The organism is Halorubrum sp. SD612, from assembly GCF_002135005.1.
Map to the genome: position 1 here is coordinate 1 of NZ_NEWI01000087.1, position 12,597 is coordinate 12,597.

12 protein-coding genes and 3 pseudogenes are annotated in these 12,597 nt (G+C 71.4%); 9 read left to right on the forward strand and 6 right to left on the reverse strand.

Annotated elements, in window-relative coordinates; translation table 11 throughout:
- A pseudogene (locus B9G38_RS10665) lies at nucleotides 1–247 on the reverse strand (sugar phosphate isomerase/epimerase); the annotation flags it as partial.
- A 117-nt stretch (nucleotides 248–364) separates the two neighbouring features.
- Between B9G38_RS10665 and B9G38_RS10670 the strand changes: the two are divergent.
- From B9G38_RS10670 to B9G38_RS10690, 5 genes are all read left to right on the forward strand, one after another.
- Entirely contained in the window at nucleotides 365–2,131 is a 1,767-nt protein-coding gene (locus B9G38_RS10670) for a thiamine pyrophosphate-binding protein (RefSeq protein ID WP_086220356.1), read from the forward strand.
- 72 nt (nucleotides 2,132–2,203) lie between these two features.
- Nucleotides 2,204–2,716 carry a hypothetical protein gene (locus tag B9G38_RS10675; protein WP_086216674.1) on the forward strand — a complete coding sequence of 171 codons (513 nt, stop codon included), beginning with the start codon at nucleotides 2,204–2,206 and terminating at the stop codon, nucleotides 2,714–2,716.
- A gap of 103 nt (nucleotides 2,717–2,819) precedes the next feature.
- Nucleotides 2,820–3,884 carry a Gfo/Idh/MocA family protein gene (locus B9G38_RS10680; RefSeq protein ID WP_086220357.1) on the forward strand — a complete coding sequence of 355 codons (1,065 nt, stop codon included), beginning with the start codon at nucleotides 2,820–2,822 and terminating at the stop codon, nucleotides 3,882–3,884.
- A gap of 78 nt (nucleotides 3,885–3,962) precedes the next feature.
- The gene (locus B9G38_RS10685; RefSeq protein WP_086220358.1) at nucleotides 3,963–5,165 is read left to right on the forward strand and encodes a DUF418 domain-containing protein; all 1,203 of its coding nucleotides are present in this window, start codon (nucleotides 3,963–3,965) and stop codon (nucleotides 5,163–5,165) included.
- A gap of 65 nt (nucleotides 5,166–5,230) precedes the next feature.
- Nucleotides 5,231–5,458 (forward strand): flagella cluster protein, encoded by a 228-nt coding sequence (locus B9G38_RS10690; RefSeq protein ID WP_086220359.1) that lies wholly within the window; start codon nucleotides 5,231–5,233, stop codon nucleotides 5,456–5,458.
- Nucleotides 5,459–5,473: 15 nt separating this feature from the next.
- On the opposite strand, the gene B9G38_RS10695 is transcribed toward B9G38_RS10690, so the two are convergent.
- Both B9G38_RS10695 and B9G38_RS10700 read right to left on the reverse strand, forming a co-directional pair.
- Nucleotides 5,474–7,141: an MATE family efflux transporter gene (locus B9G38_RS10695; protein WP_086220360.1), complete on the reverse strand. Its 1,668-nt coding sequence runs from the start codon at nucleotides 7,139–7,141 to the stop codon at nucleotides 5,474–5,476.
- A gap of 44 nt (nucleotides 7,142–7,185) precedes the next feature.
- The gene (locus B9G38_RS10700; protein WP_086220361.1) at nucleotides 7,186–8,244 is read right to left on the reverse strand and encodes a mechanosensitive ion channel family protein; all 1,059 of its coding nucleotides are present in this window, start codon (nucleotides 8,242–8,244) and stop codon (nucleotides 7,186–7,188) included.
- A 119-nt stretch (nucleotides 8,245–8,363) separates the two neighbouring features.
- Between B9G38_RS10700 and B9G38_RS10705 the strand changes: the two are divergent.
- The 3 genes and pseudogenes from B9G38_RS10705 to B9G38_RS10715 all read left to right on the forward strand — a co-directional run.
- A pseudogene (locus B9G38_RS10705) lies at nucleotides 8,364–8,634 on the forward strand (PAC2 family protein); the annotation flags it as partial.
- Nucleotides 8,635–8,777: 143 nt separating this feature from the next.
- On the forward strand, nucleotides 8,778–9,830 hold the full coding sequence (gene trmB, locus B9G38_RS10710) for an HTH-type sugar sensing transcriptional regulator TrmB (RefSeq protein ID WP_049932559.1): 1,053 nt from the start codon (nucleotides 8,778–8,780) through the stop codon (nucleotides 9,828–9,830).
- Between the two features lie 58 nt (nucleotides 9,831–9,888).
- Nucleotides 9,889–10,242 (forward strand): hypothetical protein, encoded by a 354-nt coding sequence (locus B9G38_RS10715; protein WP_086220362.1) that lies wholly within the window; start codon nucleotides 9,889–9,891, stop codon nucleotides 10,240–10,242.
- Between the two features lie 22 nt (nucleotides 10,243–10,264).
- Here B9G38_RS10715 and B9G38_RS10720 read toward each other — a convergent pair whose 3' ends face one another.
- On the reverse strand, nucleotides 10,265–10,906 hold the full coding sequence (locus tag B9G38_RS10720) for a ribonuclease HI family protein (protein WP_086220363.1): 642 nt from the start codon (nucleotides 10,904–10,906) through the stop codon (nucleotides 10,265–10,267).
- Between the two features lie 195 nt (nucleotides 10,907–11,101).
- Here B9G38_RS10720 and B9G38_RS10725 point away from each other — a divergent pair, with 195 nt between their 5' ends.
- A complete protein-coding gene (locus B9G38_RS10725; RefSeq protein ID WP_086220364.1) occupies nucleotides 11,102–11,560 on the forward strand; it encodes a universal stress protein in 459 nt (152 codons plus the stop codon).
- Here B9G38_RS10725 and B9G38_RS10730 read toward each other — a convergent pair.
- Both B9G38_RS10730 and B9G38_RS10735 read right to left on the reverse strand, forming a co-directional pair.
- Entirely contained in the window at nucleotides 11,557–12,261 is a 705-nt protein-coding gene (locus tag B9G38_RS10730; RefSeq protein WP_086220365.1) for a DJ-1/PfpI family protein, read from the reverse strand. The genes B9G38_RS10725 and B9G38_RS10730 overlap by 4 nt on opposite strands.
- A gap of 81 nt (nucleotides 12,262–12,342) precedes the next feature.
- A pseudogene (locus tag B9G38_RS10735) lies at nucleotides 12,343–12,597 on the reverse strand (SCO family protein); the annotation flags it as partial.

Below are 12,597 nucleotides of genomic sequence, written 5' to 3' on the forward strand. Positions count from 1 at the left end.
GGGGGGCGGCGGGGACGGCGGTGGTCCCCGGGTGCGGGTCTTGGGGCGCGCCGGTCGGGACGTGCGCGGCGGCGGCCGCGGGGTCGTTCCGTTCGAGCGCGTCGCGGACTTCCGGCAGCGGCGCGTCCCGGACCCGGTAGGCGAACTCGACACCGTCGTACCCGGCCTCGCCGGCGACGTCGAGCAGTTCCGGCACAGAGGCGTCGACTTCCCGCAGCGTGTACAGCTGGAGTGCGACGTCGACCATGGGCCCCGACTCGCGGGGCACCCACCTAGCCGTTCGGGTGGCGGTCCGCCTCGGCGTCCCCCCGGTCGGACCGCGTTTCGCCGAAGCCTTCAACACGCGCTCGGTCGAGTTCGCGGTATGGACGCGGACGACTCCGCCGGCGACGACGCCGCACCCGGACCGCCGGACAACGACGCCCCGACCGTCGCGGAGGCGGTCGTCGACGCCATGCTCGACCGCGGCGTCGACACCGTCTTCGGCATCCCCGGGAAGCAGACCCTCCCGCTGAACCGGGCGCTCGCCGACCGCGACGCGCGGTTCGTCGTCGCCCGCCACGAGACCGCCGTCCCCCACCAGGCGTGGGGGTACGCCGAGACGAGCGAGCCGGGCGCGATGGCCGCCACCTGCGTCGTCCCCGGCCCGGGCGACACGAACGCGATGAACGGGCTGAAGAACGCCCTCAACGACTGCGTCCCCCTGCTCCACCTCGCCGTCGAGACGGAGCGCTCGGTCCGGGGCGGCGACGGCATCCACGAGACGCCCCCCGAGACGTACGACACCGTCGTCAAGGAGAACGTCCTTGTGGACTCGCCCGCGGGCGCGGTCCCCGCCGTCGTCGAGGCGATCCGGACCGCCCGCGAACACCCGCAGGGACCGGTCCGTGTGGGGATCCCGAAGGACTTCCTCGCCGGTCGGACCCCGCAGCCCGCGATCGGCGAGCGCGAGCCGTCACCGCCGCCGGCACCGCCCGCGGCGGCGGTGCGCGAGGCCGCAGACCTGCTCGGCGATGCCACAGCGCCCGTCGTGCTCGCCGGCGGCGGTGTCAGGCGCGCGGACGCGAGCGACGCCCTCCGGTCGGTCGCCGAGGGGCTCGGCGCGCCGGTCGTGACGACGTACAAGGGGAAGGGGACGCTCCCCGAGACGCACCAGCTGTCGGCGGGCGTGCTCTGCGGCGGGGCCAGCGCGGAGCTCCGGGGACTCCTCGCGGACGCCGACGTCGGCCTCGTCGTCGGCTCAGACCTCGACGCGGTCGCGACCGCCTCGTGGTCCGTCGCGATTCCCGAGACGCTGATCCACGTCACGCTCGACGGGGACGACGTCGGGTTCGGCTACGAAGCGGACCTCGGCGTCGTCGCTGACGCGGACCGCTTCCTCCGGGCGCTCACCGACCGCCTCGACGACGAGGGGGTGGCGCCCCGCGGCGCCGACAGCGCCGAGCGCGCCGAGTCGGTCCGCGCGGCCGACCGCGAGCGCTTCGCGGCGTTGTCCGAGCAGAGCGCCGACGGTTCGGGGAAGTCGACGGCCGACGACCGCGAGGAGCGCCCGCTCCGCTCCGTCGAGGCCCTCTCGGCGGTTCGCGACGCGGTCCCGGCGGACGCGGTCGTCGCCGCCGACGCGGGCGGGTTCCGGCTGTGGACGCTCGTCTCGTTCCCCGCTGCGGGGCCGCGGTCGTACGTCAACCCCGGTTCGTGGGCGACGATGGGTACCGGGCTCCCGTCGGCGCTCGGCGCCAAGCTGGCGAACCCGGACCGCGACGTGGTCGCGCTCACCGGCGACGGCGGGCTCATGATGTGCGTCCACGAGCTCCACACGCTGGCGAGCGAGGGGATCGACGTCACCGTCGTCGCGCTCAACAACGACGACTACGCGATCATCAGCGAGGAGGCGTCGCGGTCGTACGACTTCCCGGACCAGAGCTACGGGTGGGCGGAGACCGGCCTCGACCTCGTCGCGGTCGCGTCGGGGATGGGCCTGCCCGCGGAGCGCGTCCATGCGCGCGGCGCGGTCGGCGACGCCGTCGAGCGCGCCCGCGACCGCGACGGCCCGGCCCTCGTCGAGGTCGTCACCGATCCGGACGAACCGCAGGCGAGCGAGTGGATGACCGGCCCGCACCCCCGGTCCTAACCGGTCCGTTTCACGCCGAGCGTTTCCGAGATCTGAAGCGATCTATATACTCGTCGGGTCTGAATTTCCCGTATGCGCAACCCGTGGGTTCACGACGACGTCCCGGACGACGCCGGGAGTGGGTACGACGGTCCCGTCCGCCTGCTGGCGGCGTTCATGTGGGGGACGTTGGCCCTCGGCGTCGGGGGGTTCGTCATCCTCTCCGGCGCGGGCGTCGTCGACCTCGCCGACGGCGGGTCGTTCGGCGAGGTCGTCACGGGCGTCGTCGCCGCGCTGGCGCTCGCGCTGGCGCTCCCGGTCCTGTTGAAACTGCTCACCATCTCGCGGGCGCTCGCCCTCCTCGCCTTCCTCGGCACCGGCGCCGGGGTCGGCCGGTTCGTGATCGCCCGCGAACCGGAGCGGTTCCGGGGGCTCCTCGACGCGCGCGAGAGCCTCGCCGAGAACGCCGGCTCGCTCGGCGACCTCTTCGACTTCGTCGACTCGATGGCGCCCGGCGCGATCGACGGCGTGACGGTAGTAGCCGACGCCGCGGCGGTAGCGGTCGACGGCGCGATCGCCGTCGCCGTCGGCGTCCCGATCGCGTGAGCCGACCGCCAGCGGGGTCGTGACGGCCGTCCCCACGCGCGGTCGGGTTCCGGCGCGTCCCGCGGGACGGGAGCCTTAACAACACCCGTGGTGAAGCCCGCCCATGACGCATCCGAACGACGTCGCCGTCGGCATCGTCGGCCTCGGCGGCATCGGGTCCCACCACGCGACGAAGCTGACCGAGCGCGGCGCGAACCTCGTCGGCGGGATGGACGTCGACGCCGACGCGCGGGCACGGTTCCACGAGGAGTTCGGCGTCCCCGCCTACGAGGACGAGACGGACCTCTACGAGGACTGCGACGCCGTGCTGGTCACCACCCCGAACCGCTTCCACGAAGAGTACGCGACCTCGGCGCTTTCGGCCGACCTCGACGTGCTCTTGGAGAAGCCGCTGGCGCACACGCTCGACAGCGCCGAGCGGATCGCCGACGCCGCCAGCGACGCCGACGGGTTCTGTATGGTCGGGTTCAACAACCGGTTCGCGGAGCCGGTTCAGGTGATCAAACACTACCAAGACGAGGGGAGGTTCGGCGAGACCACCCACGTCGAGGCGAACTACGTCCGGCGGCGCGGCGTCCCCGGCCGGGGCTCGTGGTTCACGTCGGCGGACGTCGCCGGCGGCGGCGCGCTCATCGATATCGGCGTCCACGCGATCGACTTGGCGCTCTACTTCCTCGATCACCCCGAGGTCGTCGAGGTGTCCGGGGACACGCGCTCGGCGTTCGGCGGTCGCGACGACTACGCGTACGTCCACATGTGGGGCGACGACGCGGGGCCGGAGGGGTTCGACGTCGACGACTCCGCGTCCGCGTTCATCCGCGGCGCCGACGGGAGCACCGTCTCGCTGGAGGTCGCGTGGGCGACGAACCGGCCGGCGACCGACGAGTTCGTCGTCTGGGGCACCGAGGCGGGCGCGACGCTCGACCGCGGTAGCGGCGACCTCACGGTCCACGAGGCGGGCGTCGGCGGCGGCCACCACCTCACGGACGCGAGCGTGGAGACGCGCGACGGCGACGCGCACGCCGCCGAGCAGGCGACGTTCCTCGAAGCGGCCGCCGACGGCGAGGCGCCGTCGATAAACACCGTCGAGGAGGGGTTACGCGTCCAGCGCGTCATCGACGCGATCTACCGCTCCGCGGAGACCGGCGCGGCGGTGCGGCTGGACTGAGCCGCCGACCGAGCAGGCCGACCCGGGAGCCGCGATGGGAACCTATTCGGTGCTGGGGACCGTCACCGCGGACAACTCGTGACCAGCGATCCCGGCCCCACGCCGCCCTCCGAACGGATCACCAGCCTCGACGCGCTCCGCGGCTTCGCGCTGCTCGGCATCCTCGTCATCAACATCCGCGTCTTCTCGATGCCGGAGCAGACCCTGCTCAACCCCAACGTGTACGGCGACTTCACCGGGCTCAACTACTGGACGTGGTTCGCCGGCCACGTGTTCGCGCGGTCGAAGTTCATCACGGTCTTCTCGGCGCTGTTCGGCGCCGGCGTCCTCCTGTTCGTCGAGAGCAAAGAGGAGAAGGGCCAAGACGCCGTCCGCCTCCACCTCCGCCGGACCGCGGTGCTGATCGCGATCGGCCTCCTTCACGCGTACCTGCTGTGGTACGGGGACATCCTCGTCACGTACGGGCTGCTCGGGCTGTTCCTCCTCTTCGTCCGCGACCTCGACGCGCGTCGGCTCGGCGGGCTCGCCGGGATATTCCTGCTCTTCGTCCCCGCGATCGAGCTGTTCGCCGCGACCTCGATCGGCGGCGAGGCGATCGCCGGCCAGTGGCTGCCCGCGGAGGCCGCGGTCCGAAACCAGGTGGCCGCCTACCGCGGCGGCTGGCTCGACCAGATGAGCCACCGCGTCTCCTCGTCGTTCCAGCGACAGACGTCCGGGTTCATCGGGTCGAGCTTCTGGCGCGTGGGCGGCGTCATGCTGCTCGGCATGGCACTGTACAGGCGCGGCGTGTTGACCGGCGAGCGCTCGACCGCGTTCTACCGCCGGCTCGTCGCGGGCGGCGTCGTCGGCGTCGGAATCGTCGTCGCCGGCGTCGCGTATATCGAGGCGAACGACTGGAGCGCCGGCGCCGCGCTGTACTGGCGGCAGTTCAACTACGTCGGGAGTCTGCTCGTCGCTGGCGGGTACGTCGGCCTCGTCACGCTGTTCGTCCGGTGGCGCGGTGAGGGGCTCGTGGCCCGCGCGCTCGCCGCGGTCGGCCGCACCGCGTTCACCAACTACCTGCTCCAGACGGTGATCGCGACGACGGTGTTCTACGGTCACGGTCTCGGGCTGTTCGGCTCCGTCAGCCGCGTCGAGGCGATGGGGATCGTCGTCGCGATCTGGGCGGTCCAAGTCCCGCTGTCCGTGATCTGGCTCCGGTACTTCCGGTTCGGTCCCGTCGAGTGGGTGTGGCGGACGCTCACCTACGGGGAGGCACAGCCGTTGCGGCTGAAAGACTGACCCCGCGTTCTCCGAACTGAGACTCGCGAGGACACGTTCAACAGTCCCCGGTCGGACTCCCGCACATGAGCGAGTTCGACGTTCACGACCACCGTCACGAACTGAAACAGCTCCGCGACTCGGGCCGAACGAGCCTCTGGGAGAACAGGGAAGAGATGGCGTGCCCGGTGTGCGACGACGCCTTTTCGCGGCTCTTCGTCACGCGACAGTCCGGGACGACGTTCCCCGAGAACGACGGCGCGCGGTTCTGCCTACTGCGTTCCGACGACGCGGTGTACCTCTTCCGACACTGAGCGACCGGGGGCTCGTCAGTCGTCTCCCACCGGGTCGACGCCGGGCTCGGGCTCGTCGATGTACCGCTCGGTCCACGTGCCGCGCGAGAACCACGCGACGCCGATGACGGCGCCGAGGACGTTTCCGAGTGCCATACCGACCCAGACTCCGGTCTCGCCCCACCCGGCGACGAACACGAGGTACCCGACGCTCGCGACCCGGCCCACCCAGAGGGTGAGGATCGAGATGACCATCGCGGTCTTCGTGTTGCCCGCGCCGCGGAACGCGCCTAAGATCACCTGCGAGACGCCGATGAAGGCGAACTCGACCGACCGGATCCGGACGTACTCCACCGCGTAGCCGATCGTCGCGGGCGCGTCCGGCACGTCGCCGAGGAACGCGCCGACGATCGGTTCGGTGAACGTCACGGCGACGACCGCGACGAGGAACATCACGCCCGCGCCGGTCGTGGCCGCGAACTTCACAGCCCTGCCGGCGCGGTCGGCGCGGTTCGCGCCGAGGTTCTGCCCGACCATCGTGTCGATAGCGCGGCCGAGCCCCATCGCGGGCAGGAAGACGAGCGAGATGAGCCGGTTGCCGAGCCCGTATGCGGCGACGACCGGCGGCGAGAACGTGACGATCATCGCGGTGAGCGTGATCATCGCGAGCGCGCTCGTCGTCTGCTCGATGCTGGAGGGGAGCCCGAGCCGGAAGATGTCCCGGATAAAATCGAGGTCGGGCGCGAGGTGCCCGAGCGTCACGTCGGGGCCGTACCCGGTGCCGAACAGTATCCAGAGGCCGATGGCAGTCGCGACGCCCCGCGAGAGGATCGTCGCGAGCGCGGCGCCCTGGATGCCGATCCCGGTGACTCCCGTCGCCGAGAGCAGCGTCGCCTCCAGCGCGACCGGGTCGAGCGCCGCGAGGCCGGGAACCGCGGCGAGCCACTCGAACAGCGGGTTCCCCTCGAACCCGAAGATGAAGAACGGGTCCAAGAGGACGTTCAGGAGGACGGAAATGAACATGACGGCCATCGGCGTCCGCGTGTCGCCGTAGCCGCGCATCAGCGCCGAGAAGACGAAGAACCCGAACATCAGGGGGATCCCGGCGAAGATCACCTCCATGTAGTCTGCCGCGAGCGGGATCACGGTCGCCGCGGTCTCCGCGTCGCTCGGCAGGATCTCGAGGGCCGGGCGCGTGTAGAAGTAGCCCCCGATCCCGATGAGCACGGACAGCACGGAGACGGTGAAGATCGTCTGTCCCGCTACGAGCCCGGCGGAGCCCTCGCCGTCGGCGCCGGTGTACTGCGCGACGAGGATCGCGCCCGCCGTCGTGAACCCGCCGGCGACCGCGATCAGGAGGAAGATCAGCGGGAACGCGAGGCTGATCGCGCCGACGGCCTCCGCCGAGAGCCGGCCGAGGTACAGGGTGTCGACGATGTTGTACGTCACCTGGAGCAGCTGGAGGACGACGATCGGCCACGCCAGGCGGAACAGCGGTCGGAGGAGGCTCCCCTCGGTGATCGACTCCTCGCCGACTGGGTCGTCGGGCGCGGGCTCGGGGGCGTCGGACACAGCTTCGGGGTCGTCGTCCCCGTCGCGGCCGTCGTCGGCGCCCGTGGGACCGCCGCTCGGTCCACCGGAGGGGTCCGGCGGCTCGGAGGAATCCGACGGGTCGGAGGGGTCGGCAGCGGGCTCGTCGCTCACTGCGGTTGAAAAGCCGGGCGCGCTCTATCAGGCTTCCGATCCGGTCACCGGCGCCCGTCGCTACCGTCTATGGATCCGGCGGGATTGTCCGCGTCCGAGGGCCCGCCCTCGGCCGTCTCCGTGGCGCCTGCTCCGTCGCCCGGGGTCGGATCGGCGGCGCCGTGAGCTCCGTCGGCACCGGGCGTCTCGGTGGCGGCGTCGACGCGGGCGACGCCGGAGGTGTCGTCGAAGACGAGGTGCCGGTGCGGGTACGCCATCTCGACGTCCGCGTCGGCGAGGCGGTCGCGGATCTCGGTGTTCACGTCCGACTGGACCTTCGCGAGCTTGTACGGCTTCTTCACCCAGTACCGCAGCCGGAGGAGGACCCCGTCGTCGGCGAACTCGTGGAGGCGGCAGTCGGGACCCGCCATGTACCGCGCCACGCCGATCCGGATGTCGGGGCCGCCGTCGACGACGGCCTCGGAGTCGCGCGCCGCGCGCTCGATGAGCCGCCGGGCCTCGGGGATATCGCTCTCGTAGGTGACGAGCACGTCGATTGAGCGCCGGGTCCGCTCGTCCTCGGCCGAGAAGTTCGTCACGTCGCGCTCGCGCATCGTCCCGTTCGGCACGACGAGGAAGGTGTTATCCAGAGTGAATAACTTCGTGTAGCGGATCGTGATGTCCTCGACGAACCCGGTCGTCCCGTCCTCTAACTCGATCATGTCGCCGATCTCGAACGGCTGGTCCGCGAGGATGAACACGCCGTTGATGAAGTTCCCGACGAGCGGCGCGAGGACGATACCGATGACGGCCGAGAACACCGCGGTCCCGAGGAGGAGGTCCGCGAACCGGAAGCCGACGGCGCCCAGGCCGACCAGCACCGAGGCGGCGATCGTGCCGACCCGGACCCCGCGGACGATCGTCTGCGCGACGCTCTGTCGCGACACGCGGCGGGCGACGGGGCGACCGATCAGCCGGACGAGGAAGTTCGCGAGGACGACGCCGACCGCCAGTGACGCGAGGACGGTCAACACGTCTGTTCCCGGCAGGTCCGCGAGCCGAGAGCCGATATCGGCGAGCCGCGAGACGGCCCCCGCGATCGGCGTTCCCCCCGGGAAGACCATGGGAACCCGCTGTCGGCCATCGGAAAAAGCGTTTCTCCACGCGCACGACCGGCGGCGAACGAGCCGCTTCGAACGAGAGACGGGGCAACCAATGTGACTCCGCTGAGCGAACGGGCGGTATGGGCCAACCGCCTGCGGACCCAACGAGGTTCGGCGTCGAACACGACACCAAGCCGGGAGACGCGCTGCTCGCCGGCTTCCCCTCGTTCGGGCTCGCCGGCCTGACCGCCGTCCACTACTTGATCGACGACCTCGATCTCGAGGAGACGGGGCGCGTCCGGATCGACGGCGCCCCGTCGATCACGCCGTTTACGAAAGGGGACGCCGCGCCACCCGCTCCGGCTGTACACCGACTCGGACCGCGACGGCACCGTCCTCATCGCCGAGCGGATCGAGGAGCGGGAGCCGGAGGGGACCACGACCGCATGGACATGTGGACCACATCTGTCCCGACCGTGAGGACCGGGCTCTGAAAACGCGTACAACTCGTCTCATAGTAAAAAGCTATAATCCCCGGTCCCGTTCTTCGGTACATGACTGACGATCTCCGGGACACGCTCGACCGCGTGGGGGACCGATTCAACCTCGGCGAGTACGAGATTGACGCGTACCTCGCGGTGTTGGAACACGGCGAACTGACGGCGAGCGACATCGCCGACCGGACCGAGATCCCGCAGCCGCGGGTGTATGACACGGTCCGGAGCCTCTCGGACCGCGGGCTCGTCGAGCTCCGCGAGTCGCGGCCGATGAAGATCGTCGCCGTCGACCCCGAGGACGCCTTCGGCGATCTGCGGTCGTCGTTCACGGAGATGGTCGACGAGCTGGAGGCGCGGTACACCGCGCCGACGCGGGAGACGGAGGCGGTGTCGCTTGTCAAGTCGCGCTCGACGATCCTCCGGTACCTCGAAGAGGTGATCGCGAACGCGGAGTACGAGCTCGCGCTGTCGCTCACCCCCGGCCTCCTGCGGCGGTTCCGGGACGAACTCGCCGCGAAGGTCGCCGAGGGCGTCACCGTCGAACTGCTCGTCACGCCGGCGTCGAACGCGCCCGACCCGACGGAGTTCGACTACTTGGAGGTCGCGACAATCGCCCGCGCGCGCCGCGGGATCACCACCCCGGTCCTCGCGGTCGGCGACGGCGAGTACTCCGTGTACGCAACGCAGGACGCGCTGCGCGACGACCGCGAGCGCTACGGTGTCATCTTTAATCGCTCCGCGCTCGGCTTCCTCGTCTCCGGCTTCTTCGGCACCGTCCTGTGGACGACCGCGGAATCGCTCGCCGCCGACGGCGAGGACCGGCCCTTCCCGCGCCGCTACGCCTCCATCCGTCGGGCCGTGAAGGACGTCCGCGAGTTCGGCGACGAGGAGTTCTACGCGACCGTCGAGGGCCGCGACATCGAGACCGGCGAGGAGGTCACTGTCCGCGGGAAAGTCGTCGACGTCGCGTTCGTCGACACGGAGGAGGTGGCGTCGCTGGTCGTCGAGACCGAGAACGGCCGCGTCGAGATCGGCGGCCGCGTCGCCGCCTTGGAGGACGTGGAGGGCCAGGAGATCGTGATCGGCCGCGGCGAGCCGCCGGCGCTGTGAGGTGCGCTCGGGTCGTCCCGGCGTCGCCGTTCAAGTGCGGGCGGACCGAAGCGGACCCGTGACCGACGACGCGCGTCCCGACGACGAGCGAGACGCACCGACCGTCGCGTGCGAGCGGTGCGACCGGGAGTGGGTGCTCGACCGCGAGGTCAACGACCTCGACCCCGGGAGCCACGCGATCGAGCAGTTCGCGCTCGACCACGAGCGCCACACCGGCCACTACCCGGACGGCGTGACCCCGTGGGTCGCCCGGTGCGACCGCTGCCCGGACGGGGAGCGCTTCCTCGCGGAGCGTCCGGCGCGGCGCTGGGCGGAGACGCACGCGCGCCACACGCGCCACACCGTCCGGCTCGAACCGCCAACGGGAGCGGTCGAAGCCGTCTCGCCGCGAGACGACGGGGACCGGTCGTAACACCGCAGCCGCTTCCCCTCCGCTACGGACCGAGCGCCGCGATATCGGCTCCGACCGCCGCGCGGGCGTCGGCCGGGTTCGGGTCGCTGTCGGCCAGATGCGTCCACTCGCAGGCGGGTAGCGCGGCGATGCGGTCCCGGATGGCCGGCCGGTACGGTGCGGCCGACGCGATCCCGTCACCGCTGCCCCAGATGTCGTCGATGACGGTCCGCGAGTCGATCCGGACCTCGACGGCCGCAGGGTCGCAGCGCGCGGCCAGCGCCTCCAGTCCGAGGTGGAGCGCCGCGTACTCCGCGGTGTTGTTCTCGGCGCGAGCCCCGACGGGTCGGCCCAGCCGAACGAGGGGGTCATCGCCGACCAGCAGCACGGCCCCCGCGCCGGCCGGTCCGGGGTTTCCGCGCGAGCTCCCGTCGACGTAGAGAACGATGTCGTCGGCGGACTCGCCGCGGTCGTCGCCCGATCGCGGCGGGTCGGCGGCGAGGACCGACTCGACCGCGGTCCGGATCTCGGCGTCGGTCGTCGTCGGGCCGAACAGCCCGCCGTAGCCGGTCACCGCGTCGTCGATGGCGTCGATCGCCGGTCGTATCTCGTAGCCGTACAGGGCGAGGACGTCGTCGACGCGGCTCGCCAGCGGCGAGAGCCGGTCCGTGGGAAGTCGGTCCATGATGTCTCACGCGGCCGAACTGCGGTCCACAACGGTTCATTCGAGAGCGCAGGGAAAAATGCGCTGGCGGTGAGCGCGGTGAGCCGAGCCGCCGCCGATCGGCGGTCAGGACTGAGTGAGAGTGACGACCGCGACCGACCGAGAGCGAGGGCCACACCGACAGCGTATTTACGCCCCCAACCCCTCCGACCCGACATGACGCTCGTCGTCGTCCCGGTTCGATTCCCTCCCTCGTCGCACTCGGCGGCGACGCTCCGCGAGGCGGCCCGCGTCGCCGCGGAGCGCGACGCCGACCTCACGGTCCTCCACGTCGACTTATACCAGCGCTCGGGGGGCGTCTCGCGCAGCGACCTCAAGCGCGCCGTCGAGGAGCGGATCGGCCGGATCGACCGGGCGCGGTACGTCGTCCGTCGGGGCTTCCTCGTCGAGGAGACGATCCTCGAAGAGATCGTCGCCGAGGGGGCCGACGTCGTCGTCATCGGGTCGAAACAGGCGGGGCGGTGGCGCCGGATGGTCCAGAAGTTGCTCTCCGACCCCGACATCGACTCGTTCCTCCGCAGCCAACTCGACTGTACCGTGATCACCGTGGACGCGGACGGAGAGACCACGACGAACGACGCCGACGACGACGCCGCGCCGCTCCCGGACGACTAGTTCTCCCCGCGCCGCGACCCGTCCCGCGTCGCGACCTCGTACCGCCGCTCGTACTCGATGACGGTCGCCGCCCGGTCGGCGACCGACTCGCCGAACTCGCGCTCGACGACGTACAGCGCCAGATCGATCCCGGAGGTGACCCCGCCCGCGCTGAGCACGTCGCCGTCGTCGACGACCCGCGCGTCGACGACCTCCGCTCCCGACTCCCGGAGCTCCTCGACGGCGGAGGCGTGCGTGACGGCCCGGCGGCCGTCGGTGACGCCCGCCTCCGCGAGCAGCATCGACCCGGTACACACCGAGGCGATCCGGGTGTCCGCCGCGTGGTGCGCGGCGAGCGCGCGCGGCACGTCGCCCTTCTGCGCCTCGGCCCACGCGCTCGCCTCCTGGTTGCGCGCGTTCCACCCGCCCCCGGGCACGACCAGCAGGTCCGGGGCGTCCTCTCCTCCCGGGCCGGGGAGCGTTCCGTCCACGCCGACGCGGGTCCCGTGGCTCGCGGTCACCGTCTCGCGCTCGTCGAGCGACACGTATCGGACGCGGCCGCCGTCGTCTCCTGACGCCCCGTCGTCCCCTATTGCCCCGTCGTCCCCTGTCGTCCCGTCGTCCTCCTCGGCGGCGTAGCCGAGCGCGTAGTCGAACACCTCGTACGGGCCGATACCGTCGAGCTCGTCGAACCCGTCGTACACCAGAACATCGACGTCCATACCGGTCCGCAGGGCGGCGGGCGGCTTGTGCGTTCCCCTCCCGCCGACCCCGCGCCGTCGCGCGGCCGACGCGGCGACGAGTCAGTCGTCGGCAAACGCGGCCGCGACCCGCTCGACGTCCGCGGCGACGCGCTCCGGGTCGACCCGTTCGCCGCGGTACGCGCGTTCGACGACCCCGTCGGGATTGACGAGCATGGTCACGACGATGTGGGTGAAGTCGTACCCCGGAAGCCGGTCGCTGTCGGTCGTCCGCTCGAAGCCGATCCCCAGCTTGTCCTCGACCACGGCCTTCGCGCGCTCGGGCGTCTCGGGCCGCAGGTAGAGCCAGTTCCCCGC

What these genes read in the sequence shown, in the direction of transcription:
- B9G38_RS10670 (WP_086220356.1), top strand. Translation starts at nt 365, where the DNA reads ATGGACGCGGACGACTCCGCCGGCGACGACGCCGCACCCGGACCGCCG.
- B9G38_RS10675 (WP_086216674.1), top strand. Translation starts at nt 2,204, where the DNA reads ATGCGCAACCCGTGGGTTCACGACGACGTCCCGGACGACGCCGGGAGT.
- B9G38_RS10680 (WP_086220357.1), top strand. Translation starts at nt 2,820, where the DNA reads ATGACGCATCCGAACGACGTCGCCGTCGGCATCGTCGGCCTCGGCGGC.
- B9G38_RS10690 (WP_086220359.1), top strand. Translation starts at nt 5,231, where the DNA reads ATGAGCGAGTTCGACGTTCACGACCACCGTCACGAACTGAAACAGCTC.
- B9G38_RS10700 (WP_086220361.1), bottom strand. Translation starts at nt 8,244, where the DNA reads ATGGTCTTCCCGGGGGGAACGCCGATCGCGGGGGCCGTCTCGCGGCTC.
- trmB (WP_049932559.1), top strand. Translation starts at nt 8,778, where the DNA reads ATGACTGACGATCTCCGGGACACGCTCGACCGCGTGGGGGACCGATTC.
- B9G38_RS10720 (WP_086220363.1), bottom strand. Translation starts at nt 10,906, where the DNA reads ATGGACCGACTTCCCACGGACCGGCTCTCGCCGCTGGCGAGCCGCGTC.
- B9G38_RS10725 (WP_086220364.1), top strand. Translation starts at nt 11,102, where the DNA reads ATGACGCTCGTCGTCGTCCCGGTTCGATTCCCTCCCTCGTCGCACTCG.
- B9G38_RS10730 (WP_086220365.1), bottom strand. Translation starts at nt 12,261, where the DNA reads ATGGACGTCGATGTTCTGGTGTACGACGGGTTCGACGAGCTCGACGGT.